The organism is Spirosoma sp. KUDC1026, assembly GCF_013375035.1.
Lineage (GTDB): Bacteria > Bacteroidota > Bacteroidia > Cytophagales > Spirosomataceae > Spirosoma.
This window is the reverse complement of record NZ_CP056032.1, coordinates 4,189,057-4,214,416: the sequence shown is the minus strand read 5'-3', so window position 1 is coordinate 4,214,416 and position 25,360 is coordinate 4,189,057. Positions and strand designations below refer to the sequence as shown.

At 49.9% G+C, this 25,360-nt stretch carries 22 protein-coding genes; 5 read left to right on the top strand and 17 right to left on the bottom strand.

The features are described from left to right. Positions 1–61 precede the first annotated feature (61 nt). Together HU175_RS17610 and HU175_RS17605 are read left to right on the top strand one after the other, a co-directional pair. Positions 62–2,338 carry a carboxypeptidase regulatory-like domain-containing protein gene (locus HU175_RS17610; RefSeq protein WP_176567834.1) on the top strand — a complete coding sequence of 759 codons (2,277 nt, stop codon included), beginning with the start codon at positions 62–64 and terminating at the stop codon, positions 2,336–2,338. 249 nt (positions 2,339–2,587) lie between these two features. Then, positions 2,588–3,316 carry an SDR family NAD(P)-dependent oxidoreductase gene (locus tag HU175_RS17605; protein WP_176567833.1) on the top strand — a complete coding sequence of 243 codons (729 nt, stop codon included), beginning with the start codon at positions 2,588–2,590 and terminating at the stop codon, positions 3,314–3,316. On the opposite strand, the gene HU175_RS17600 is transcribed toward HU175_RS17605, so the two are convergent. From HU175_RS17600 to istA, 8 genes are all read right to left on the bottom strand, one after another. After that, entirely contained in the window at positions 3,317–3,841 is a 525-nt protein-coding gene (locus HU175_RS17600; RefSeq protein ID WP_176567832.1) for a DinB family protein, read from the bottom strand. Between the two features lie 199 nt (positions 3,842–4,040). Next, positions 4,041–5,960 (bottom strand): M14 family metallopeptidase, encoded by a 1,920-nt coding sequence (locus HU175_RS17595; protein ID WP_176567831.1) that lies wholly within the window; start codon positions 5,958–5,960, stop codon positions 4,041–4,043. 302 nt (positions 5,961–6,262) lie between these two features. After that, positions 6,263–7,474 carry a hypothetical protein gene (locus HU175_RS17590; protein WP_176567830.1) on the bottom strand — a complete coding sequence of 404 codons (1,212 nt, stop codon included), beginning with the start codon at positions 7,472–7,474 and terminating at the stop codon, positions 6,263–6,265. A 31-nt stretch (positions 7,475–7,505) separates the two neighbouring features. Further along, complete coding sequence (locus HU175_RS17585; protein ID WP_176567829.1) at positions 7,506–8,351, bottom strand: type 1 glutamine amidotransferase; 846 nt, start codon at positions 8,349–8,351, stop codon at positions 7,506–7,508. Between the two features lie 45 nt (positions 8,352–8,396). Beyond that, a complete protein-coding gene (locus HU175_RS17580) occupies positions 8,397–9,497 on the bottom strand; it encodes a carboxylate-amine ligase (RefSeq protein WP_176567828.1) in 1,101 nt (366 codons plus the stop codon). 666 nt (positions 9,498–10,163) lie between these two features. After that, positions 10,164–10,916: an IS21-like element helper ATPase IstB gene (istB, locus tag HU175_RS17575; protein WP_176566175.1), complete on the bottom strand. Its 753-nt coding sequence runs from the start codon at positions 10,914–10,916 to the stop codon at positions 10,164–10,166. A gap of 81 nt (positions 10,917–10,997) precedes the next feature. Continuing rightward, a complete protein-coding gene (locus HU175_RS17570) occupies positions 10,998–11,759 on the bottom strand; it encodes an IS5 family transposase (protein WP_176566959.1) in 762 nt (253 codons plus the stop codon). Positions 11,760–11,829: 70 nt separating this feature from the next. Next, the gene (gene istA / locus HU175_RS17565) at positions 11,830–13,356 is read right to left on the bottom strand and encodes an IS21 family transposase (protein ID WP_228724144.1); all 1,527 of its coding nucleotides are present in this window, start codon (positions 13,354–13,356) and stop codon (positions 11,830–11,832) included. 444 nt (positions 13,357–13,800) lie between these two features. Here istA and HU175_RS17560 point away from each other — a divergent pair, with 444 nt between their 5' ends. Next, a complete protein-coding gene (locus HU175_RS17560) occupies positions 13,801–14,259 on the top strand; it encodes a hypothetical protein (protein WP_176567827.1) in 459 nt (152 codons plus the stop codon). Here HU175_RS17560 and HU175_RS17555 read toward each other — a convergent pair. Both HU175_RS17555 and HU175_RS17550 read right to left on the bottom strand, forming a co-directional pair. Next, a complete protein-coding gene (locus tag HU175_RS17555) occupies positions 14,198–14,782 on the bottom strand; it encodes an NUDIX hydrolase (RefSeq protein WP_176567826.1) in 585 nt (194 codons plus the stop codon). The two genes, HU175_RS17560 and HU175_RS17555, sit on opposite strands and share 62 nt — an antisense overlap. Next, positions 14,719–15,288 (bottom strand): hypothetical protein, encoded by a 570-nt coding sequence (locus HU175_RS17550; RefSeq protein WP_176567825.1) that lies wholly within the window; start codon positions 15,286–15,288, stop codon positions 14,719–14,721. Before HU175_RS17550 ends, HU175_RS17555 begins: the two co-directional genes overlap by 64 nt. Before the next feature lie 1,529 nt (positions 15,289–16,817). Here HU175_RS17550 and HU175_RS17545 point away from each other — a divergent pair. Beyond that, positions 16,818–17,938, top strand: a protein-coding gene (locus HU175_RS17545; RefSeq protein ID WP_410528554.1) for an IS3 family transposase whose coding sequence is annotated in 2 segments (ribosomal slippage) — positions 16,818–17,064 and positions 17,064–17,938 — 1,122 coding nt in all. Because the reading frame shifts where the segments join, the coding sequence is not laid out codon by codon here. Positions 17,939–18,502: 564 nt separating this feature from the next. On the opposite strand, the gene HU175_RS17540 is transcribed toward HU175_RS17545, so the two are convergent. The 6 genes from HU175_RS17540 to HU175_RS17515 form a co-directional block, all read right to left on the bottom strand. Next, positions 18,503–19,222 carry a DUF5131 family protein gene (locus HU175_RS17540; RefSeq protein WP_176567824.1) on the bottom strand — a complete coding sequence of 240 codons (720 nt, stop codon included), beginning with the start codon at positions 19,220–19,222 and terminating at the stop codon, positions 18,503–18,505. 63 nt (positions 19,223–19,285) lie between these two features. Next, the gene (gene tcmP / locus HU175_RS17535) at positions 19,286–20,458 is read right to left on the bottom strand and encodes a three-Cys-motif partner protein TcmP (RefSeq protein ID WP_176567823.1); all 1,173 of its coding nucleotides are present in this window, start codon (positions 20,456–20,458) and stop codon (positions 19,286–19,288) included. Positions 20,459–20,609: 151 nt separating this feature from the next. After that, positions 20,610–21,332, bottom strand: a complete 723-nt coding sequence (locus HU175_RS17530) for an FRG domain-containing protein (RefSeq protein WP_176567822.1) — start codon at positions 21,330–21,332, stop codon at positions 20,610–20,612. Between the two features lie 178 nt (positions 21,333–21,510). Next, positions 21,511–22,140 (bottom strand): SPFH domain-containing protein, encoded by a 630-nt coding sequence (locus HU175_RS17525; protein WP_176567821.1) that lies wholly within the window; start codon positions 22,138–22,140, stop codon positions 21,511–21,513. Further along, positions 22,137–22,325, bottom strand: coding sequence for a hypothetical protein (locus tag HU175_RS17520; RefSeq protein WP_176567820.1), 189 nt, complete (start codon positions 22,323–22,325; stop codon positions 22,137–22,139). The genes HU175_RS17525 and HU175_RS17520 overlap by 4 nt, the downstream gene beginning before the upstream one ends. A 906-nt stretch (positions 22,326–23,231) precedes the next feature. Further along, positions 23,232–23,810 (bottom strand): hypothetical protein, encoded by a 579-nt coding sequence (locus tag HU175_RS17515; protein ID WP_176567819.1) that lies wholly within the window; start codon positions 23,808–23,810, stop codon positions 23,232–23,234. 550 nt (positions 23,811–24,360) lie between these two features. Here HU175_RS17515 and HU175_RS17510 point away from each other — a divergent pair. Further along, complete coding sequence (locus tag HU175_RS17510) at positions 24,361–24,759, top strand: hypothetical protein (RefSeq protein ID WP_176567818.1); 399 nt, start codon at positions 24,361–24,363, stop codon at positions 24,757–24,759. A 153-nt stretch (positions 24,760–24,912) separates the two neighbouring features. Here HU175_RS17510 and HU175_RS17505 read toward each other — a convergent pair whose 3' ends face one another. Beyond that, the gene (locus HU175_RS17505) at positions 24,913–25,233 is read right to left on the bottom strand and encodes a LytTR family DNA-binding domain-containing protein (RefSeq protein ID WP_176567817.1); all 321 of its coding nucleotides are present in this window, start codon (positions 25,231–25,233) and stop codon (positions 24,913–24,915) included. Positions 25,234–25,360: the final 127 nt, after the last annotated feature.

Genomic DNA, 25,360 nt, shown 5'->3' with positions numbered 1-25,360 from the left:
TCTGGCATTTTATTTGATTAAGTTCTGACGCAAGCCCATCGTTGATAACTGAATGATTTTTATGAAGCAATTTGTACGGGGTGTGCTGGTGGTTGGTCTGACTGTGTGCGGACTGACGGCGCAGGCACAGAGTGCGAAGTTACGAGCCGCCAACAAGCAGTTTGAGGATCTCAGCTACGTCAACGCCGTACGGTCGTACGAGGATTTTCTGAACACGGATAAGAAAAAAGAAGCTGCTGAAACGCGCGAAGCCCTGATCAAACTGGGCTATAGCTATCGGAAGCTGCAGGATACCCGCAACGCCGAGCGCATTTACGAAAAACTGATTAAAACCTATCCGGAGCTGGACAGCGAAATCTACCTCTACTACGCGCAGGCCCTGGCGACCAACGGCAAATACCGGGACTCGCAGAAGATGTACAGTAAGTATGGGGAGAAGCAGGGGCAGGATTTGCGGGGGAAACGGTTTACGGTGTCGTATATGGACATGAGCCGCTACTACCAGGATTCGGCCTCATACCAGCTGCGAAATCTGCCCATTAACTCCCGCCAGGCCGATTTCAGCCCGATGTATTACAAAAATGGGATCGTCTTCGTGTCGGCCCGCGATGAATCGGGCCCGGTCAAACGCGTGTTTGCCTGGAACCAGACACCATTCCTCGATCTGTATTTTCACCCCGACACTAACCAGTTACACGTGCCGGTTAGCGTGCAGCCAACGCGGGCAGCCGTGATTGGTGGCGGGGACGTAACCAAAATGGCCAAGCCCGATTCGGCTGCCGATCAGCAGCCGCTGACCAAAGCGGAAATTTTCAGCCGGACGCTCAACACCAAATACCACGAAGGGCCGATGACCTTTTCGAAGGATCAGAACTTCATTGTTTACACCCGCAATAACACCAGCAAGGGCAAATCGGGCAAGAGCTCGGACGGTATCAAAAAACTGAAGCTCTACTCAGGCGTCAACAAAAACGGGAAATGGGAGGACATTCAGGAACTGCCGTTCAACAGCAACGAATATTCCGTTGGGCACCCGGCTTTCTCACCCGACGACAGCCGTCTATATTTCGTATCGGATATGCCCGGTGGCTACGGCGGTACGGATATTTACGTCGTGGAATATGCCAACGGCAAGTGGGGTACCCCGGTCAACATGGGCAAGGAAATCAATACGGAGGGCAATGAAATGTTCCCGTTCGTCGACGAGAATGGCTTCCTGTACTTCTCGTCTGACGGGCACGAAGGACTGGGCGGTCTCGATGTCTTCCTGGCTGAACTGAAAGAAGGAATTGCCTACAAAGGTGTGCAGAACGTAGGAGCACCCATCAACTCGGAAAAGGACGATTTTGGCTTCATCACCGACCGGAATCGTACGAGCGGCTATTTCAGCAGTAACCGTACGAAAGGCGTGAGCGACGATGATATTTATTCCTTCCGCCGAACCTGCAAGCAGTTGAACATTTTCGTATTCGACGCCAAAACCGGTACGCCCCTCGAGAATGCTGATGTGCGCGTGATTCGGAACAGCACCAACCAGGAACTGCGCCTGACCGACGTGAAAGGTAAGATGGACCTGTGTCTGGAGCCTAACATGGAATACGAATTCAAAGCAATCAAAGAAGGATTCGCCATGAACAGCGTTCGGTTCTCCACCCTGACGCAGTCGCCCCGGCCCGTGCTGAACGTATCAATCTACCTGCAACGCTCGGAAAACACGCTCGTGAAAGGCGTAGTAAAGACAGAAGTCAACCAGCAACCGGCATCTGGGGTGAAGGTGACGTTGCGTAACGACAAGGATAAGTCGGAGCAAACCGTCACGACCGGGCCTGATGGGGGGTATGAGTTCGATATGAAGCCGAATGCGCCTTACACGCTCACGGCTGAGAAAAACCAGTACGCCACCAAGAAGTCGCAGTACGCCAAGAACAAAACAAAAGCGAAAACCGTCTCGGATTCGCTGGGGCTGTACGGGGTGGGTGACGTATTCCAACTGAAAAATATCTATTACGACCTGAACCGGTTCTTTATCCGGCCCGATGCCGCCAAGGAGCTTGACCGGGTACTGGCCGTACTGAAAGAATACCCGACGATGAAAATCGAAATGCGGTCGCATACCGACGCGCGGGCTACAGATGCCTATAACATGCGTCTGTCCGAAAACCGGGCGCGGGCTGCCAAGGATTACCTCGTTTCGCGGGGCGTACAGGCCGACCGGATTACGGCGCAGGGCTACGGCGAAAGTGAAATCCTGAATGGTTGCGTAGACGGTGTACAGTGTACTGAAAGTGAACACCAGAAGAACCGGCGAACCGAATTTAAAGTCGTGTCAGTTCAATAAAGAAGTGATAAATAACGTACGGAAAAGCGCAGGACATACCCCCTGTGCTTTTTTTGTGACTCATCTATTGACCGGATTGCAGGATTAATTACGGATCGTAATCCGCACGGCGACCCGGCCGGTCCGGCTGTTAATCCGCCCGGCGGCCCGGCTGCAATCCGGTCCAAAAAAACTTGTCCTGCAGCCGTGGGCAAGGCTCATTAAAACAGTTGTCGCAAACAGTCGGTTAGTTCTGAAACAACCTGAAAAATGAGATTTACGGATAAAGTATGTATCGTTACCGGCGCGACCTCCGGGATTGGCCGGGCCACGGCCGAACGCATGGGTGCAGAAGGCGGTAAAGTGCTGATTGTGGGTCGGGACGAGGAACGGGGAAACGAAGTCGTTGAGAGTATTAAACAACAGGGTGGCGATGCGCTATTCGCCGATGTAGATATTGCCGATCCCAAAGCCATTCAAGCAACCGTCAAGCAGGCCGTTGACGCCTGGGGCCGGATCGATGTGCTGGTCAACGATGCCGCCATGATGACCTTTACACCTGTCGTCGATCTGGAACTGGAAGACTGGGATCAGGTGCAGGCGGTTAACATGCGGTCGGTGTTTCTGTTCTGCAAATACAGCATCCCGCACATCAACGGGGGCGCCATCGTCAATATCAGTTCGGTGCACGCCCACCAGACCACGGCGGGCGTTGTTCCCTACGCATCCAGCAAAGGAGCGATGGAAGCGTTCACGCGGGGGCTGGCCATCGAGCACGACCTGATGAAAGTGCGGATTAACTGTGTAGCGCCGGGTGCCGTTGATACGCCTATGCTCTGGGACAACCCGAACGTAAAGAACGGGAATGAGAAAATTGAGGGGGCCGTTGGTAAACCCGAAGATATTGCCGCAGCGATCTGTTTTCTGGCCTCCGATGAAGCCCGGTTCGTGAATGCAACAACGCTGGTTGTTGACGGCGGACGGCTGAACCGGTTGTAATCAAACGGGCTGGTTCAGCCGCTGTACTATCCGTCTAGTTACGAGCAACTGGCCCAGATGGCGGGTTGTATGCTCGGCCGCGTGAACCAGCAAACCAATAACCGTCGAGGGCAGCTGCGCCCGACCAACGCCCCGAAATTGAGTCAACGTCGATTCGTCAGTGGTACGTAGCTGAATAAGGGCCCGGTCAACCTGTTGATCAAACAGGCTGACCAGCCCACTCGTGGTCAACGTATCGTTGGGCTTACCTTCAGCTGCCAGAGCTTCCAATTGGGCGGGGGAGAGCGCTTCGCCACGGGCGTAAGTAAAGGTCCGGTCCAGCACACCCGTCAAGTGCTGCAAATGGAATCCCACCGACGCTACGCTGGCCGGTCGCTCCCAGAGTAAAGTATCCGGAAATTCCTGCAGCTGGAGATAGAGTTCGTCGCGGGCCTGGAGGAGCGCGTGGGCAACGGGCTGGAGCAGCGGTGGTACGTCGGGGAGGGGGCCACGTAACCAGACTTCACGGTTGTCGAGCGGAATCATAAAGGAAGAAAAGTACGGCCGCAAATTACCCAGCTATTTCCAAACCCGAACGCTACGTCTGATTTCTTTGACAGATACTTTAGGACTGGCTATAATCGTCGTGGTCAGGAGTAAAACATAACAGGAGCCCCATGAGGAACTCCTGTTGTAAACCTGTATGAAAAAATGGATATTATAACTACGCCGGGTAGGCTGGTAGTTACTTGCCAATCGTGATTTCCTTCTCTTTGTAACCGCCCCGCGTCGATAGCAGCTTGACTTTGGCTTTGACCGAACCCGGCTGATTCAGCTTAACCCGGAACGTAGCTTCTTTCGTTTCACCAACGTTGGTGTAACCGGCGTAAACGGTTTTGTCGAACAGCGCTGGCTGGGTGATGACGACTTTGGCCGCATCGAAACCTTTCAGCAGGGCTTTGTCGATGTCGAGTGTAACGCGGTCCTCCTGCACCATTTTCACCCGTTTGGCTTGCTCCAGCGCTACCGGCAGCTTACCCGAGTTGGTCCAGGTGGCTTTGATTTCGTATTCGTTGTTGGCCAGCGGTTTTACGGTTACGTCGGTCAGATCGATCTGCGGTAGTTCCATCGCCATCGCCAGATTGAACCGCGACTGTTTCGAAATCCAGTTCTCTAACTGCCAGGCCGGACCGTTCTGCGCGAAGAATTTGGGGTGGAAGCCACCAATTTCAACCTCACCCAGCTGCGGGTGCGTGAACTTAGTCCAGGCTTTGAAACCCTGTTTTTTATTAGCTTCGTCGTCCCACATCAGCCCGTCATACTCATCGTAATCCCCGTCGCCGTCGTAGTCCTTCATGGCACCACCGTTCCAGAGTTCGTCGCCATACCATACCGAGCCGTACTGGAAATAACCAAAATCAGGACCGTGACCGAAGAGGGGCGTTGGTTTGGATGGGTCGCCCGTCAGGCGGTTGATTTTGTTGCGGGTGTTATAGGTTTCGTACACATCGCCCGCCCAGGGATAGCTCGTGTACGACAGACCCAGGCTGTCCATGTGCGTGAAGATGGCCAGGTCGGGTGGGAACATACTCTCGGCACTGGACGAGGTGGACGGTGGACGCAGGTGCATCGGCACGCGGGTATCCATTGAGTTGACCACCGAAATATTAGGGTGGCCCATCAGCCAGAGGTACGTAGCGCGGGTTTCAATTTCGCTCAGTGGGTAGTCGCTGGCACCGCCCTGGGTGTAGCCGCGACCCGTGAAATCACCGCCCTGGTCGGGACGCCAGTTTTCGGGGTAGTTCCGGTGGTTATCCAGCCCGCCAACACCGTCTTCGTTGTATTTGCCGTCGCCGTCGTTGTCGATACCTTCGGTATACACCAGCCATTCGCCCCTGCCTTCCTGCACGCGCTGCATCAGCCGCCCCGATTTATCCCGCTTATCGAGGATGTAATCGGCTTTTTCGCGTTCTTCTTTAGTAACGGCTTTCTTCCGGATCTGGTAGATCACACCATCGCCATCGAGGTCGTCTTCCGAGTCTTCGTCCATCAGGCCATCGCGGTCATCGTCGCGGGGACGTAGCGTACTCCGGTTACGCTGGGCGGTGAAAAGGTACATGTTGGCCCCGTCAGGGTTGTTCTGCGGACGCAGGTAGATGGTTTTGGTATCCAGCAGTTTCGTAATGGCGGGGTCTTTACCGTAGTTGTCCAGCAGGTGTTTGGTCAACCACATAACCGCTTCGCTGCTGGTAACCTCGCCACTGTGCCGACCGCCTTCAAAGTAAGCCGCTGGTTTATCGGTATGTTTTCCAGTTTTCTTATTAGTAAGCGTCAGCTGGAGGATTGGACGACCTTCGTAGCTCTTGGCGACTTCGTAGATATCCACCAGATTAGGGTATTGATCGGCCCATTTGTGGCACCAGCTGTACATAACGTCGGGCGAGTGGTACGTATCGAACGTGAGCGTACTGCCGGGCTTGTACTGGACATCCTTGAACTGATGTTTCTTGAAATAGCTGATCCCGTGCCGCTGGCCTTTCACGGTGTAGACCTTCCGGGCGGTATCCTGTTCGGGCCAGCGTTCTTCGGTGCCGTAGTAAGATCGCTGGGCATAACCCGCCGACGCACACGCCAGACCGAGGGCAAGCGTATAAACTTGTTTCATGTAAAAAAGAGGATGGTTAGCGAAAAAACAAGGTTGTTTTCTCAAACGGTTGTATCCCCGGCAATATATGAAGGATTGAATGAAAGATGAATTTTGAAGGGGATAAACACGTTTTATATTTTGTAAATACTTGTTTATTTAATTTATAATTCGTATATAAGGTGTATTTGTGTATATTTTATTAAGTAAACTAATGAAAAGTAGTAAGGTCTATACAGTGTATTTAATTTTACAGTAAACAACAAAAAAACCTGCCAGCATTTACGTACTGACAGGTTGGAGATAATATATGGACAATGGTTTTACTTCTCGAAAAAGCAGACCGTGCCGCCAACCCAGTCTTTGTTCTTATTGAAGTTGACGCCAATCATTTCGCCCCGACTCAGGCGGCTCAGATTGGTGAGCAGGGTAGGGCGCGGATCGCCCTTCTGCCAGAAAAACAGCATCCGAATCTCGCACTTCACCAGTCCGTCGGGGGACTGAATAACGGGTTCGTATTTTACCTTCCGTTGCAGTAAATAACCACTCCGCTGTTCGGCTGGAATTGCATCCAGATCGGCCGGGGTAATGTGGAGCTGAACTCCGCTGCCCGCAAACGAGAAGAGGGGTTTCAAAACGTAGTTCTCCAGATCGGCGGGATACTCGCTCAGGTCCGAGAGGAAATGGCTGGCGGGCACGAATTCGCTTTTCAGGAAGGGCAGCGTATACTTACTGATCCGAAAAAACCAGTTCGGATGCCCCACCCATTCCACATCGACGTCATCCGTAAGTGAGAACTCCGTTTGCAGTCCGGGAAAGTTGGTCAGGTCATCGAAGATCAGGCGGTTGTAAATGCGCTTGATCGGGATGGTCCGTCCGTCCTTTTCGTAAAACAGCTTGCGGCCTTCCTTCTTTACGTCCGTCAGCCCGACGGTCGAAATACCCAGCGCCCGTTCCGTCAGCACGAAATCGATACGGGTTTTCTGCCGTTCGGGATAGATTTCGAGTAAAATCACCTCTTCCGGGTTGCAGTCGCCAACGATCAGCTCGCGCAACCGGGCAACGTATTCCTCGTCGGTATCGACCGTAAATAAATTGCTCAGATTGGCCGGAATGGGGTAATTGGCCCGAAACTGATCGGCCAGGTAGGGCTGAAAAAACGACAGTGACGGAAAACCCTGCAACTCAATGAGCCGGGGGGTTAGCTCGCCGTGCGACGGACCGCCACTCTCATCCTTACAGACTGCATAGTCCATGACTAGAAACTGCGTGTGGTCGTCCTCGTTCGGTACCCGCTGGTCGGCCGGAATGGCGTTCTCAGTCAGCGCTTTAAAATTGGGGTTGACAATAACATCCGTAATATCCGAACAGGCCTTCAGGAGTTTATCCGTCAGCACTTTGGGGACAAAAACGGGCGTTTCGGCAACCCGAAAATCCAACTGGCCGGGTAAATCGGCTTCAATGGCATCCAGCATGGCCCGGTACGTATCGGGGCTGAACGACTGGTTAAAAGCCTGGCGAGCGGACTGAATCATAAAGGATCAGGAAAATAAATCGGTTGTGGGCTTATCGAACCAGTTCGGGCTCGTGTTTCAGCGCCTTAATCGCATCGCGCAGGAAAGTCGGCAGGATCACCGATCCGGTCAGGGCGATTTTGTCGGGATCCTGCAGGTAAGATACCATGTCATCATACTTATCCTGACCAAAATTTTCGATGATCTGGTTACGTTTGATGTCGGTCAGGAAATGACGTAGCATCCCCTCGTCGTCGGCTTCGGGGTGGAACTGCGTACCGAATACTTCGTCGGAGAAGCGAATGGCCATAACAGCCCGTTCCAGCGGGATGTTAGGCCGGTCTTTTTCCAGGCAGAGCGCCACCGCGCCGAACTCCTGTAGCCGATCGTCGTCGGGCTGGGTAATCTGAAAATTCCGCGAATCAACCGCATAGAACGGATCAGGCAGGGCCTGTAGCAGGTGCTCATCCAAAGCCGCGTCCAGCTTATGCATCGGGAAGATACCAAAGGAGGTAGACCGGCGTTCGCTGACCGTGCCCAGACCCAGATGCCGCACGACCAGCTGGTAAGAATGACAGATGAGAAACAGGAATTTTTTGCGCTCGTTCCAGCGATTCCAGTCAAAAATCTGATCCATCAGATCAAAATAGGGCGCTTCCCAGGCTTCATCCGACGGGAGCGGACTACCCGGACCACCGGACGAAATGTAGATATCGTAGTCGAGACCAGGAATTTCGTTGTTTGCCCGGACATTGAATACATCGAACGCCAGTTCGGCATGCAGGTCCGCCTGCCGCTCGTTTCCCTGTACATTCCGGATGATTTGCAGAATGCAGCGCATGCCCTCGTTAGCATGGTTGTCATTCATGTCAAGAACTGCAATTTTAACTAAGCTCATAGTGATTCTTTACCAGTATGTTACGGATAATAGCTTAGAAAATAACTACCTGATTCCTAAAGAAGTTTCCTCGACGATGTAATCGACTACTACTTTCAGGCTTTCGGTTTTCTGGTAAACGGCCAGCTGGCGGTCGGCGCCGGTGCCCATTTCGAGGATCTTCAGGACGTATTCACACTCGGCCCGGTTGCCCAGTTCGTCCATGACGTCGTCGATGAAATCGAGCAGTTCATGGATCAGATTGTGCGTCGGAACTTCTTCCTGTTTACCAAAATCGATCAGCTTGCCTTCGATGCCGTAACGGGCGGCCCGCCACTTGTTTTCGTTGATCAAAATCCGGCGGTACGGCTGGAAATTCAGGTTCTGCTTGTGAAGTTTGTAGATCTTAGCCACCAGCGACTGCATGATCGCGGCCAGGCAGATGGTCTCGTCGACGCGCATCGGTACGTCGCAGATGCGGAACTCGATGGTATCGAAAAATGGATGCAGCCGGATGTCCCACCAGATCTTTTTACCGTTGTCAATGCAGCCCGTTTTGACCAGTAGCTCGATGTATTCATCGTACTCGGCGGCCGACGAGAAATAATCGGGGATACCTGTCCGCGGGAATTTATCGAATACTTTCGACCGGTACGATTTAAAGCCCGTGTTACGTCCCCGCCAGAACGGCGAATTCGTCGACAGGGCGTAGATATGCGGCAGAAAATAGCGAACCGCGTTCATGATCTTAATCCCCTCGTTGCGGCTCTCAATGCCGACGTGAACGTGCAGCCCAAAGATCAGGTTGGAGCGGGCTACGTCGCGCAGTTCGTCGATCAGCTGATCGTAGCGGGCGTTGGGCGTAATGAGCTGGTCCTGCCAGTCGGAGAACGGATGCGTACCGGCTGCGGCAATTCTAAGGTCTTGCTGATCAGCCAGTTCGATAATCATCTTCCGCAGGTACGTCACCTCCTGACGGGCATCGTCAATGTTGTTACAGATGTTGGTGCCGACTTCGACAACGGCCTGGTGCATTTCGGCCTTTACGCGTTCCTGAAGCACAATACGCCCACCATCCACAATCTTCGACATGTGCGAACGCAGTTCACCGTTGGTCGGGTCAATTGTCTGAAATTCCTCTTCGATCCCTAGCGTGAATGTTGGCATGTACTTACATTTTTGGGTTAATATCGCTAAACCTGGGTTTTGCCCCCATAAAGTACAATCTGTTTAGCATACAACCTTACTTTATTTCGGCTTATTTGTTTACGTCAAAACCCCAAACAAGCCGCTGGAGAAGTGAAAACAGAGGTAGAAGGCTGGTTTTCTGAGGGATCTCGTTGGAGTAACAAACCAGATACCAGAAGCGTACATAAATTGTGAAGCAGGAAAAAACGTTCTTCACGCCAGGCCACAACAGTCTTAAAGCTGCCAAAGGGTATTGGAGTGAGTCGGCTGATCTAGAGAAGTGAGCAGATAAAGGCGGTGGTTGGGGCGGGGAAGAAGTGAAGCTTGTGTTTGTCGGGAATTTTCATTGAATTGTGCCCGAGACCCCTGTTTTATCAAACCTGAAGTACCGGTGAAAACAAAACAAGACAACGTCTTTATTAGGCGGGTACTAATTGCCTTACTGCTTAGTTTCACCATGACAGCCTGCATTGAATCGGGCTGCGGTGATCAACTATTTATTGGTCAGTTCTATTTGGTTGATCAAACGTCAGGGCTGCCCTATTTTACGGGCAAGGCGATAATATATATTCCGGAGATACTGTGCCAGCCAAAACGGCTAAAGTGGGCCACGGTGGATAAGGGGCGAAGAGGGCATAAAAATAATCAGGATCCGGTTAAATCATTCGTTTTTTTGATGCGCCTGCGCATTGACTCGCCTTGCAACTCAATGCGGTGTGCCTGATGCACGAGTCGATCCAAGATTGCATCGGCCAGCGTTGGTTCAGCTAGGTACTCATACCACTTAGACACCGGTAACTGCGAGGTAATGATCGTAGCCGACCGGCCATGGCGATCTTCAATGAGTTGCAGCAAAGCCAGTTTGGCATTCATGTCTAGACTCGATAGGCCCCAATCGTCCAGGATCAATAACTGCAACCGCTCCAGACGGGCAAGCTCCCGAGTATAGGAGCCATCCGCTCGAGCCAGATGCAGTCGTTCCATAAGTTTAGGCATAGAGAAGTAGCCCACCCGCAGCCCTCGTTGACAAGCCTGGTAGCCCAGACATGTAGCCAGATAGCTTTTGCCACAACCAGTGGCACCGGTGATGAGAATGTTTTCGCCCCGTCGTACAAAAGAGAGGTCGCCCAGGCGAAGTACCATACTTTTGTCCAACTGCCGATCAGGCGTGTAAATAACTTCTTCCAGGCTGGCCTGATACCGAAAACGAGCCTGGGTAATGGCAGTTCGCGTTTTGCGTTCCTGCCGGTATTCGTGTTCGGCATCCAGCAGCGAAGCCAGGAGATGGTCGGTGGGCGGCCACTGATTAACCGGTAGACGCAGAAGGGTTTCCCAGTGGGTGGCCATGCCCTGTAATTTTAATTGACGCATGCGCTCGAGGGTTGCTTGTGTATTCATGAGTTGATGGTTTAATGGTTAGCTCTTTTTATCCCCTTTACCCCTTTAGAGCGTGTTGGGGAATTACATTTGGTTCAAACCTCAAATACGCTGTAGTATCACTTGAATGTTAGCCAAATACAGCCAGTTGACCGAAGAAGCTACCGTATACTCATAGTCCTTGACGATCCGGCGGAAGAAATTGGTCCAAGCGATGCTGCGTTCGACTACCCATCGCTTAGCTACTGGTACAAAGCCTTGAGCGGACTCGGGACGCGAGGCTTTTTCAAATACAATACTCCACCCCTCCAACTCACGGGCAAACACGCCGTTATAAGCTTGATCGCCGTAGATTTTCTCCAGCCGTTCGCCTACGCGCCACAGCATGTTGGTGATCAATGGCACGGCTAAGGGGCCGTCAGCCTCGTTAGCCGCCGATACGTCAGCTACCCACAAGCGCCCCTGGGTATCCACGATTAGAGTTCGTTTGCGGCCATTGATACGCTTGTTGCCGTCTAGACCGCGCTGTTCACAGATCATGGGATGCAACTTAACGCTTTGTGAATCAATGCATAGTACTGATGGATGACTTGCTCGTCCGGCTTGCTGACGGTCGAGTTGATTCAAAGCAGCGTTGATCTGCTCAAATATACCAGCCTGTTTCCACTGATCGAAATAGTAGTACACCGCCTGCCAGTGTGGCCAATGCGAGGGCAGGTTACGCCACTGACAGCCGGTTCGAAGCAACCACAACAAGGCGTCTACGATGTGGCGCAAATTATGAGTCCGCTTGCGTCGAAGGTCAAAGAAAGGCGAAATTGCGGCCCATTGAGGGTCGGTCAGTGGTTGCCACTGTTTAGTCATTGCTTCATGTCTTGGTCGACACAAAGTTGACACGACTCTCAAGCTTTCTCAATTCCCCAACACGCTCTTATTATTGATAGACATCGGCTCCCCGGATGTTCTCATGAGTTGGCAGAGGCTTATGGGTTACCTCCGTTGAGGTAGTCTTATCTAAATTGCGCTCCAGGATGCTACGGATCAACTTGTAGGAGACAGCCCCATACGTTAACGCCCGCTCACAGGCCCCCTCCAGGCGTTGCTGGCCAACCTTGGCTACCAGCGATAGTACGCCGGCACAGGAACGGAAGGCCTGTTGGGGATAGCTCCGCGTGTGGAGCAGTTCCTGAATGGCCAGTCGAGTATGGGGACCGATCTGGCTGGCCTGATCGATAAAGTACTCCGCAGACCACTGGCTCAGCCATTGTTGTTGGCTGGGCAGGTGTTCGCGACGGGTGGTGTACTGATAGGCCTCGGGTTGGCGCTCATGAAGCGCAATCCGCTGATGATCATGGTAAATCTCCACGGTCTGAGCGGTGTAAACCAGCTTAACGCTCTGGCCCACATGCCGGTAGGGTACGCTATAATAGTGCTTGTCTTCCCCTAACAGTACATGACAGTTGGGATGCACTTTGGCCATGCGAAAGGCTTTGGACCGGTAAGGCTGTAGCGGCAAAGGCATCAGCGTGGCTTCTTCCAGGGTCTCAAAACGCTGACGTCTTGAGTAGGGCTTACCCTGAAAGCACTGCCGGTTGTGGACTTCTACTTGTTGAGCAATAGCTTGGTTCAGTTCCTTCAAAGAGTGAAAGCTCTGTTCTTGTAGGGGAACATATACCCGACTATAGAGAATGGAGATGGTCTTCTCCACCAGCGCTTTATCGCGCGGCTTGCCACTACGGGCTGGATAGATACAGGTACTGTAATGAGCCGCAAAGTCTTCAATCGACTCGTTCAGATCAGGCTCATAGCGGTTGGCTTTGGTCACGGCGGCTTTCAGGTTATCGGGCACAATGGCCTCGGGGACACCACCAAAGTAGGTTAGCGCATCGGATAAGGCTTGTAGGAAATCGGCTTTTCGCTGACTGGCAACCGCTTTAGCAAAAGTGAGTTGGGAACAGGCCAGCACGGCGACAAAAAGCTCGACTGGCTGAGGCTGACCGGTAGTTGGATCGACCAGGGCTAGCTTTTTACCGGCATAATCGACGAAAAGCGTCTCCCCAGCTTTGTGCTCCAGGTGCATCACCGTCTGCTGGTTGAGTCGCCAGGTCCGGTAGCGCTCACAAAATTGGGAGTACTGGATGGCATTGGGGTTAGCCTGCTTATAAGCTAGCCATAAGTGATGGCGGGTCACACCCGGCTTGGCCAATTGGGCTTCGTAGTTCTCAAATCGTTGGTAGAGATCACCCAGCCGATCGGCCTCTGGTTGGGGTACACGATGAGTGAACAGGCGGTGAAGTTGATCATCCTGCCAGCTCAAAGCCTGAGCCAAGTCCGAAAAATGCGCTTCGACTATACGCAAATAGTGTTCGACGGTGGTTCGGGAAATGGCTAAAGCCGAAGCAATCCGGCGCTGGCTGAAGCCCTGCTGGCGGAGTTGAAGAATCCGACGGAGTTGAAACATAGGTAAGCGAGAGTTAGCCATGCTTGACTACAAACGTGAGTGATGTTCGTTCACGTCAGGGCCAAACTAGGGGTCTTGGCTCACTTATCCACGATGGCCCATTTTGTGCCGGAATACCCGGCCGGATTGGGCCGGAATGACTGGCTTACTTTATGCCGGAATATATAATAACACCGGATAGCGTCAAACTGTATCGAATAAGTGCGGAGAGTAAACAACCGTATCCAGTACCAATCGTTTACCGAAAGGATGACACTATGGGCTATATATTTAGTGGCTTCTCGCTGGAGCCGGAGGACGTCCGCTTTCATATCGCTTTGGGGGCAACGGATGTAGACACCCTGCTGCTAAAAACGGAGTCCATTCTCATCAATAAACGGTGTGGGCATTACAAACTCATCACAAGCCCTGTTTATAATGGGCGACCGTTGGGCCGGTTCGCTAGTGATACCACTAAGGCGATCAGGTTGGTTAAATGAACTCGCAGCTACGATCGCCCATAAAAACAACGCAGAGGATGACTACGAGCAGGACCGGGCTGCTGATTTTGTGCTCAAACGGCAGCTCTACTACGCGTTTTCGTGCTGGGATGATCAGATCAATGAGTGCCTGGCCCTGATCGAAACGGAAGCAGGCCTGAAAACACCCTTTCGGATGCACGCAGCTGCTGAGCTGGCCCGTCAGATCAGCAATCAGAATAAGACGCTGACGGTGTATGATACCCAACTGAGGCTAGGCCACAGCAGCTTCAAAACGACCGAAGCGTATTACCGCGACTCGGCTGATCAGGATACGAGTGAATCCATGAAAGCCGTGTTTGGCCGGGGAAAAGTAAGAAGAGTTAGCTACGCACCAACCGGGGCCAAACCATCAATAAAGCCGCCAGGGACGTTTCAACGATAATCTCACCCCGCTGAATAAGGGCGGGTAGCTCGGCTAATGGCACGAGAACGATTTGAATGACTTCCGAATCATTCTCTTGCTGGGTGCCCTGCTGGCTGACCTTGTCGGCAAAGTAGATCTGGGTACGCGCCGACAAACGGGCGGGCTTGCTGGCCAGCGTCGTTACGTATTCAACCGAAGAGGCCCGGTAGCCGGTTTCCTCCTCAAGCTCGCGGGCGATAGCAGCTGGCCCCTCTTCGCCTGGTTCCACAATGCCGGCCGGTAGTTCAAGTACCACCTGATCCACGCCGTGTTTGTACTGGCGAACCAGGACCAACTCGTCTTGCTCGGTAACCGCTGCAATGGCCGCCCCGTCCGGAATCTCCATCACGAAATAATCGTCCACAACGCGCTTAGTGGGCAGCTCGCAGGTGTCCTGACGGAGCCGCATCCAGCGGGAGGAAAATAGCTCGATGGAGCCTAGGGTTTTCCAGAGCTGTAGTTGGGGTTGAAGGGAATTGGAACGCTCGGTGGGGGAGGCCATAAAGGGGGAAAATCAAGAGGTTCGTGAATTGTCCGATGATGAATGGTAAACATTACTGGTTCGGGTTTGTTAGGCGTATCGCCTTTACAAACAGTCCACCATATGGCTGCTATCCAAAGGATCGTAACTGTAGCATACATATAAATTCTGCCCATTTGAATATTCATATGTCGCAGGAGTCGTAACAAAGGGCGTCTAAGTACAATAGAGATATCTTTATTTACTTCTACACCTTTTAGCGAATTTAAGCTAGCTTTCAACGCCACTTTGAAGTTTTGAAAGCTATTCTCCTTTTTTTCAAATATTAAAATTTTTAGTGCTTTATACAGCGGTGAGATTGCATTCCACGTATCTGTATCTTGAGGAAAGCTAAGTGTCATGAAGGGGTCATCAAGAGGAGATAGTTTAGTGGTTAACCCAATCTGCAATTCAATCGATTTAACAACATTTGCTGAGCTTTCTTGAAAAGCTCTGTGCTTTTCGCAAACGAGAAACCAAAATGTCATCAGAGAAACAGATCCAATGCCAAGAAGGGTTATACTAGCGACCGATCCATCTTTAACGGAGCTAAGCCCTGCTAAAGAGAGCGGAATAAAAATACTGGTAACCGTCCAGATCCTATCATTATCCTTTAGGAATTTTTCCGAATATCGTTCGTGTAGAATTCGTAACCATTCGTCTCGTTCGTCCTTTACCAGTATTCTTTCCCCTTCCGGCAGTTCGCTTTTTGCGTAGTTTGGTATATTATAAAGTTGTTCTTCTAGTGACTTTTGATTTTTGCCATTGATTACCTCGGATAAATGTATTGTTGTCTTATGATCTTTTTTTAGAGAATTTAATTCTTTGTATAGCTGGTCTTCCGTAATTCCTTCTGATATAAATTGTTGTCTTAGTTTGTCGTGCGCTTCTTTTCTTTTCCTTTGTCTCGCGTATTTTTTTGGCGGCTCTCAAATTAAGTAGCAGTTCATAGTCGTCTAAGTCTATAGTAGTATTCATAAAGGAGATTTTTGATTAAGAGAGGATAAATTACTAGTTATAAAAATGATCATTCGACTTCAATCCTCATCCTAGATGCCCGACTAGCTGAGTAAAGTCTAGTACTCTGGAAGAAGATGTCTCCTGACCGGAGTCGGCGGTAGTGGTAGTAGTTTCTGATATTGGCGCTGGAGAATCGGCGGTGCGGACGTCGTAGCCGACCGAGGCTAGGTCAGAAGAACTAACTGGCATTCTGTCGATAATAAACGAGTGTTAGGTAGACGTATGAGACCACGGGTAACGTGTCTTTTAGAATGGCCGGCAGTAGTACCATTAGCCATTAAAAACTACCACGACTTGTATCGTAAAGAGGCAGTCCCCTTTATAGTCGGATCAGTCCTCGGTTCAGATTTCTAATTCACTTTAGTACGGGCGGGTAGCAACTGGGACGCTGTGGAGCTAGTGGGCGCTTGCCGGAGGGTAGCATTGAAGCTAGAGTAGACAGCAGTTTATTTGTCATAGCTGGCGGTGGGACGTGGTGGCGGGGGTAAAACTACTGATTCACGGTAAACCTAGCCAAGCTACCACCCATTTTTTCGGCTTCTAAGGGGCCAATTTTCGTAAGCGGTTGGTTGCTTTGGGCTTACCCCTTATCATCGCATTACAAGCAAGCCTTGTCGTGCGCTCAGCGCTGTTGATTGATAACTGCGATTAAGTAAAGGAAATAACGTTAGATTATGAAAATGAGCTTTTGTAAAATCGTGCTGAGTATACTCCTTTTAGCTAGTTATTCAACTTGCTCTGCGCAAGTAAGTAGAGGCACGTATCGTATTCAGCGAGAGAAGTGTAATTCTCCTAGTGAGAGCATCGTTAATGGCTCCGTCATTGATTTTGATACGCGTAAGCCGGTACAGGCGACCTATATCAAGATTGGCTCTGTTTTCATTTCAGCTGATTCTGTAGGGAAGTTTCAGGGCACTGACCTCCCCCCGGAAAAGCGTTCCAGTATAAAGTAGAGAAAATCGGGCGATTTGGATTAACTTAAATCAAACAAATCGTCATGAAGAAAACCAAGTTCACCGAAGCGCAAATCGTCTTTGCTCTCAAGCAAGCTGAGACCGGAGTAGCCGTGGCTGAAGTATGCCGCAAAATGGGAATTAGCGAGGCTACCTATTACAATTGGAAGAAGAAGTATGGCGGATTGGGTGTTGCCGAACTGCACCGATTACGCCAGTTGGAAGAAGAAAACCGTCAGCTGAAACAGCTAGTGGCCGACCTGAGCCTGGACAAACAAATGCTTCAGGATGTGCTCAAAAAAAAGCTTTGAGGCCAGTTCAGCAAAGGAAACTGGCCTCAAGTTTAATGGAAAACTATCGCGTTTCAGCCCGTCGTGCCTGCTCTGTTATTCAATTCCGTCGATCCTCTTTGCAGTTCAAGTCTCGTCGTCGAGATGACTCCGTGATCCGGAAACGAATCAAAGAAATTGCCCAAGTAAGGGTTCGGTACGGTTATCAGCGGATTTATGTGCTGTTGCGCCGGGAAGGCTGGCGTGACAACCACAAAAGGGTCTATAGGGTGTATTGTGAAGAAGGATTGCATCTCAGAAGCAAGCGTCCCCGTCGTAATCGAGCCGCTGCCCACCGGTTAGAGCGCCCCCAACTCTCCAGTATCCATCAGTGCTGGAGCATGGACTTTGTGGCTGATCAGCTATTTGATGGCCGAAAAATCCGGGCCTTAACTGTAGTCGATAATTATAGTCGCCAGTGCTTAGCCATCCATGTCGGCCAATCATTAAAGGGTGAAGACGTGGTGGCCGTAATGAATCACTTAAAAATTGTAGATTTGGCTGTACCCGAACGGATTCAAGTGGACAATGGCAGTGAATTTATCTCAAAGTTCCTGGACAAGTGGGCTTATGATAACAAAGTGACGCTGGACTTTTCAAGGCCAGGAAAGCCAACGGATAATGCGTTTATCGAGTCATTTAATGGTAGTTTCCGGGACGAGTGCTTGAACGCTCACTGGTTCTTATCGCTAGACGATGCTCGGGAAAAAATTGAACACTGGAGGCAAGAATATAATAGCTTCCGCCCCCACAGCTCTCTTGGTGGTTTAACCCCAGATGAGGTTGGAAAGGGAAAAGAAAAACCAACACATGAACGTCCGATCCTCAATCTTTGAGCGGAACGCTTTTCGGGTGGACCTCAGAACGTCCGATCCTCAATCTTTGAGCGGAACGCTTTTCGGGTGGACCTCATGAACGTCCGATCCTCAATCTTTGAGCGGAACGCTTTTCGGGTGGACCTCAGCACCGTACCTCCGGGTAGATACCGGATACGGGTGGGGTTCATTGGCTACTATTGGCTCTATACAAGCAAGATTTCGTTGCGCAAAGGCGAACAACTCACTATTGTATTTTCCTTAAAAGAAGATACTAGACCGATAATGGAATAGTGCTTTTGATTGATTGAATTCGTCTGGATAAGATTGTTAACGGTTTGACTAGTAGCCATCACCATCAAGTAGCCAGGGGATTTCTGAGTAAGCCAGTTACTTGGCCATTCACTGTTGCCCGAAACCTGAGCTTAGTGACCCGTGAAGAAACTAATAGTACGCCAAACCAACACCACTTGTCGGCGAAGGTGCTGGTACGAGCGAAAGTACATTAGGAATTGGGTGAAATTTGGGCGAAAGTGTTTGGAAAACAAACAAGCCCACTCCGTAAGGAGTAGGCTCGTGGTAGGACTAGGCAGCGGCTAGGCTGGGCATCTCGTCGTAGGTGCGGCCGTTTAATTCCCTGCCAGCGGCTTTCTTGTTAGTGCCGCCCCATTGCTTAAAGAAGAATGCGACCCCTTGTTCTGCGCACTGGCGCTGAATGTCCAGTACCCACTCGGGATTCATGGGGCGCGGCTTGCGGCCCGACTCCCCGCCGACAATCACCCAGTCGATCCCCGTTAGGTTAAGGTCCGGTAAGGGACCAATCAGGGGTTCGAGCGATAAGAACTTAATGGCCGCCCCGGAATTGCGTAGGTTATCGATCCGGTGAACAACCTGCTCATCCTCCACCGATACGCCCATCCAGATGTTAGGTGACCAGGTGAGAAGCTTCGAGTATTTCTCAACGTTTTCAGCTCGTTTGGTGAGCACTTGGAAGGTGTGCTGCGGACAGTCGTTCATTGTTTGAAAGACCTGCTTAATAAACGAAACGGGTACTTTGTCGTGGAACAGATCGCTCATCGAATTGACAAAGACCACCTTGGGGCTTTTCCAGCTAAAGGGGCGTAGTAGCTCCGACTCGTGGGTGCGAATGTCGCGAAACCCACCGGCGTACTTTTCTTGTCCCATTGCTTTTAGGCGTTTGGTCATCACCTCAGCGTAGCAGAACTTACAACCGGCTGATATCTTATCGCAACCCGTGGTCGGGTTCCAGGTCATTTCTGTCCATTCGATGCTTGACTGAGCCATGCTTGTCTTTTCATTATGTGGAATAATGTACGCAAGATATATTATAAGGGCAATATTTGTATATTATACGAACTTTATCAGTAAGTAATCTGGAATAGTTTGCTTCCCGTTCATTATAGCGCGTTGAGGAAGCTGTGAATTCTCAGCAATAAAAGCATCACGGCGAGTTAATAGGCGACGCACAGCCTCTTTGTACTCCGTTTCAGTAAATTCCGCCGTTGGGTGATGGATCCGATATATCTCAGCGAAGGTGATTGTCTGACCCGCAAATTTTCTTTTTAGCATATTACTCAATTCATTGACCGCATCAATAGGAGTAGCAAACAAATCTTGTTGCTGACTGCGCTGCTGACTGAATAAATCAAGACCAAACCGAGATTGCGCGCGTTCTGCATCCTTAGTATGCTTCTTCATTATCTTTTTGAATAACTCGAAGCCTTTCTCGTGTTTAGTGAGCCCAACGATGTAATGCGAAATCTGATCCTGGTCGTTCTGGACAATCTTAAAAGCAGTAACAAATTTTGAGCCTAGTGCTTCAAAGGACTCTTCTAAGTGCCGGACAATGATTTCAGATCTCTGGGCTGGTTTGGCCGTCTCTAGCTCTTCTTTAACTGTCTTAACCTGTGCTTCACCAAATAACCGGTTCATATTTGATTCGAAAAGCTGGTTGTTCAGCGCGGCATTGATCCGCTTATAATTGAAAAAGAGGATTATATCTGACTGAGGCACCTGAATAATCGATCGAATCAGTTCCTGATTGATTTCTTTGTAGCCAAAAGGATCAATGAAGACCAGCATGGGAAACCGCCAGCTGATTGCATTTTGGCGAAACCAGTTGGCTATCTCCGGCGAATCGGCGTCTTGAGAGGTATAATGAACTTCGTGTCTGAGGTTTTCGCTACCCGGCAATGCTTTGATATTGGTCTGTAGCCGGGTGATCATGTCCACCGATTCGTCATTGAACCAAAACCGAATGTTATCCCGCAAATAGTCGGCTTCCAACACCCGATCCATAACCTTTATAGGCGTGGAGGGCGTACCGTCGTCGTACCTTCCCGCTCCGCTAAACAAATCGATCACATAGACCGTAGGGTCTTGCTTAACGTTTATTTTGTAACGAATAATGATTTTGGCCCATCCAACGATGTACTCGCTGACTAGATCAGCCTTAACAATGGAGTGTTCTTCGGCGGCTTGGAAAAACTTCTGAGCCGTAATCTCAGGGGCGCGTGACATTCTTGGGAAAGGTTTCGGTTATGGATGTGTGATTGCACTTGATGTTTTGTTTAAAAATGGCCAGGCGCATCTGGCCTGGCCATTCGATACCTACTGTAACTACTTGTTATTCGAGTAAGATCTTAATTTTTTGAGTAAATTAGAAAGCGGGTTAGGGCTTTTTACTAGTCAGATACTTCCAATTTAAATGTCTGCATAGGCCTTCCACATCCGGAAACAGCGATTTAGCAGAGACTCCTAGCAAAAGTGCCTGTTTGAAAAATTCTTTATTTTTTCCAGCTGGTATTACAAATTTTTCAACACCACCCTTAAAGTCAATATTGTCCTCTAATGGTACAAACTTCTTACCGTCGTAGTATCTATGGATTGTAAACCAGCCCGATTGCGCTACTATTCGAGGATTGTTTAAGGTGGGTCTTAAAACACGGGTTAATTTTAGATCAAAGGGAGACTTGTCGTTTCTTGGATCAATAACCAAATCCTTGGTGCCATAAATCGCATAGATGAATGAGTCAGTTTCCTTATTTGTATTTAGTTGAGCGTCACGATTCGTTGCAAACCAAATAGCAGCTAATGGATTGCTAGTCCAATCAAGTAATCTAGTTTTAAGGCCAAAATGCTGAGCGTAAACAAGCCGATCCCAATCATCTTTTAATCCCAATGAACTTATAAGCATAGGGGATCGTCTTTCGAAATCTTCAAGCATCTGCTTTTCAATCTCAGTTGTATCGATTGTGTTATCATCCCTAGCAATACCGGGCAATAAGTTTTTTTCGTCACTTTGACCCCTAAAAAGCACAAAGTGATTTGCTTTATTGTCTACAAGTGCTCCGACTTTTGATAAAAAGTCAGTAAATGAGTTTGCTTCAGTCATGGCAAATGTGATTGATTTTACTTGAAAGAATTAAATTATTGAGTATTTTTTCTCTCGCTGCTTGAACGCTTCACCACCTCCTTCGAGAACATCGCATACGTGCTCCTTTGTCCCCTGTTGAAATAGCACTCCATTTAGCCTCCTCATGAATAGGTTTGCGGGCTTTGTCCGCTCCTTTTCAACAGATCCACCTGCTTGGTACCTGGTTGTTTAAGCGTAGTGCGTTCTGGACCGCCGTATTTTTGGCGTCGATCATCGCCTGGAGTGACTCGGGTGGGGTCAGATTCGAGGTGATGTTTTCGAACGAAAAGCCATCGTCACTTAACGCCTTACGGAGTTTGGACTCCACCTGCTCCTCGAAACCGACCCGGTTATTAACGAGCGAATCCGGCGTGAAGGTGTTGGCAACGTCCCGGTACGAATTGTAGACGATGGTGCGGAGGATGTTGTTCTCAATATCAGGCAACTCTTTACGGTATTTGCGGTACACATTTGCGCCCTGGCCCTTGACCAGGTGGTAGTTGAGGGTAGGGTCAATTTTGAATAACGTACCGCCTTTGGCACTAACGGTGAACGGGTCGAAATCTTTGGTTTGGGTAAAGGTCGGGTACTGCTCAATGAAGGATGTAAATGGGTTGTAGAAGATCCAGCCCGTTACGTTCTCAATGTCGTTAGCGCCCCGGTCGGAGCCTATTTTACTGACTTTGATGCCTTCGTGTGAAGCGTCGACCGTCGTACAGGAGTTAACAACAAACAGGCCGACAAACAGCAGAATGGCGGCCCAGATACCGATAGAAATTTTAGTCATCGATTAAAGGGATTTTTGGTAAAACACTTGGTTAGGACAGAAACAAACAGAAAAACAGCCAGGAATACGACCCCCAATACATTGAGTGCGGTATCAGCCCGGGTCAGTAGTGAAAAGCCAATGTTCAGCGCCCCAGCCAGGCAAATAGCCCAGCCCAGCAGCAGAAAAAACGTTTTGTTTTCCATGCTCAAACGTACATATTTCTGGGTTGTTGCCCGTGGCGAATAGACCGACGGCTTTGCCGCTATACTGACGGCATCACGGGCTGACGACGTATAGTACAGACTAGGCTAACGACCGGCCATTCTCGAGAATGACCAGACGTTAGCCTGGATCTTCATTCCTTAGCATACGTTAACTTGGACGTTGTCAGCGTGTACTTCCTGCCTGAGGGTATTTTCTGAGAAAACTCCAGCTCCTGGTTTCGCACGTAATCTATCTTGCCCAGCTTCTCCTGCTTCAGCCGGTTCAAATCCCGGTTGAACAACGTTTTTAAAACCTCTACAAGCAGCTGCTTTGCGTTTTGCTGCTAGTCTGGCAACTGCAAAAAGAGACCTAGTACGCCTGGTCACTACGTATCTATCCCGCTGCTGTCACAAAAAATGACCAGACACAACCGGCCTGGCCATTCCGTACTTACCTAGCCGGTTCACCTGGACCGGGTGAGATACATAACAATTTTGGTATCATTCTGTTATTTATTATAAATATATAGCGAATTTTAGATTTGTTTTGGCTATTCAGCGTCGGCTGATCAGCTGAAAGTTTTTCAAGTTTCACCGCTTAGCCTGCTAGTAACCCCCACAGCAGCGTAGGGATTAAACAACTTCCTATGGCAAAGGCGATCTAGGCCAGTACGCGATGCTGTTGATACGAATAGGTGGTAAAACCATAACCTAAAAGTAATGGGCTAGCCAAATGATATAGTAGATAAGTCCATATCCTGGGGAAGCGCTGGGCGAATTTTTCAGGCTGAACAAATTCACAAATGGAGCGACAAGAGCTACCAACACCATAAACGGCAGGAAATTGGTACGTCGCATCGTCTTTAACTGCGAAAAGGCTGCTTTGAACGGCTGATGTATCGCCGACTAAGGCAGTTTGGCCCAGAAATTTCCCTGTCGAAACTGAAGGACTTCGGCTGCATCGGAGGTAACCTGTCTTGTGTTGACCCGCCGTAGCGTTACGTCGAATATCCCCTCAATCTCTCTGTGCTTCGAATCATACCGGGTAATGGTAAGCCTGCCCTGTTGAGTCGAATCAATTTTGTAGGTATCAAGAAGTATGTCGCCCCCAGACAAGGTAGTAAAGCTCACGCCTACCTGTTTGGGCGTAGTGGGACAGGGTTGATGCGCCGAGAGGGGGTACGTGCCGGTCGCCAGGGGGATATGGGTAAACGAGAGCGACTGATCCCCACAGTAACCTGCGCAAAAGGCCGGAGCCAGCATACGTGCTTTGGGATAAGGTTGCTTATTTTGAATGGACAAATTGACTGTGTTTACTGTACATGATCCGCTGTTTGCATTGCTTTGCCAGGCATTGATGATGCCACTCCAGGCCTGACCATTCAAATGCGCATAGGCATTACTGCCCGGTGTTGGATCTGGCGTAGACGTTGAGCAGCCCAGTATCCCGACAAGAAAAAATAAACTCCACTGTACGATTCTCATGGATTGGTCTTTTGTGATGAAGACCGAAGCAGGACGAAAAGGGTTGGAATGGGATGTGTATAGTAGTTGATAAAGTTAGTGTCCAGACCCACCGTTTGTCCACTCTTCCGGCTGCTAGACGAAACGATAGGGATATGCTTACCCAATTCCAGGAACGTTGATGGGCGTAAAACCGCGAAGCTATTTGTTCGGACTGTTACTATTTATCTGACAACGGTCGCTTCCAGCTCAACTATCAGGGTTCGAACAGGCATTCCAGCAACAGGGTAGTTTGAGTCTGGTTAAAAAAAGTCTGACGCCGGGCGAGTTGGCCTTCCTGGATGATGAACGGGAAAATACCAGCTTAAAGTGGGAGAGTACACAGGCAAACTCGTCTTCAGTTAATGCCTCCAGCTTTTTACTAGGCTCCCTGAGTTGTATGTGCATGGCAGTAAAGCCGGATATAGCAACGGACAACTGGCTTAACTACGTAATATTGGTGATCTTTCGCGCCAAAACCAGCTGATCTTTGTGCCGGGCGAGACCAGTAATAATTGATAAGCCAGCATGTATGAACCCTCTAAAAATAAGCTACCTGTTTTTCATCCTTGTTGCCGTCTCATGCCAAAAAAGTAAACCTTCGTATCAAAGCAAGCCGGATGCCGTTCGGGACCTGTTGGTTGACCGGATATCCTGGAAGCCCCAGCCAGCAGGTAACAGAACTGGCATTCAACGTAACGAACATACCTTTTCAATAACCAACACCTCCCGTGAGCACGGCTACCGGCAGATACAGGTTCGCTTTGATTATTACGATGCCCACTATCACCGGATTGGTACGGAACACGTTACTCTGCCCCAGTCGCTGGAAGCTAGATCGATGGTTGCCATTCTGCCCATTCAGGTGGGTACCGCCAATCCGTTAACCACATCCGCTACGGTCCGCATTGAGCGGGCAGTATCGGAATAGAAGCCTGTAGGGCGACGGGGGTTGGTATTGCTGGCTTCCTGTGACACGCTGGCGGACCTCTCGTTTGCCGTTTGTCGATGCTGTCGCCAACGATTCATCGCTTAGCTATACGTCCTATCCTGATAGCCGATCAACAGAACTGGTGCAACTGGTTTATTCACTGCTCAATGCATTACTCTGCCAGATTTGCTCCATTACGTCTTTCAGGCGTCGCCGGCTGATGGGTAGCTGTTTATCGCCGATGAGGACGTGTGCGGACTTTGAATCCACAATAGTCACCCTTTTAAGAAACCGGGGATTGATGGCGTGCTGTTTATGAAGACGGATAAAGCCGGGAAGCTGATCGACGCACTGACTTAGGGTTTTGCACACAATCAGGTCTTTATCCTGGAGGAAATGAACGCGGGTGTAGTTGGCTTCTCCTGACAAATAAATAATTCTATCGATTAAATCTATTAATCGAATATGATGCATGTAGATTCACTAGTTTGTTGTGAAAAGACATACGTACTGAAGTCATTATTGGATTTTAACACCTCTGGTTTGCTAACTGTCCGACTAGGGTGTCTACCAGACTTAATTGGGTCCCGGTCAGTCGACT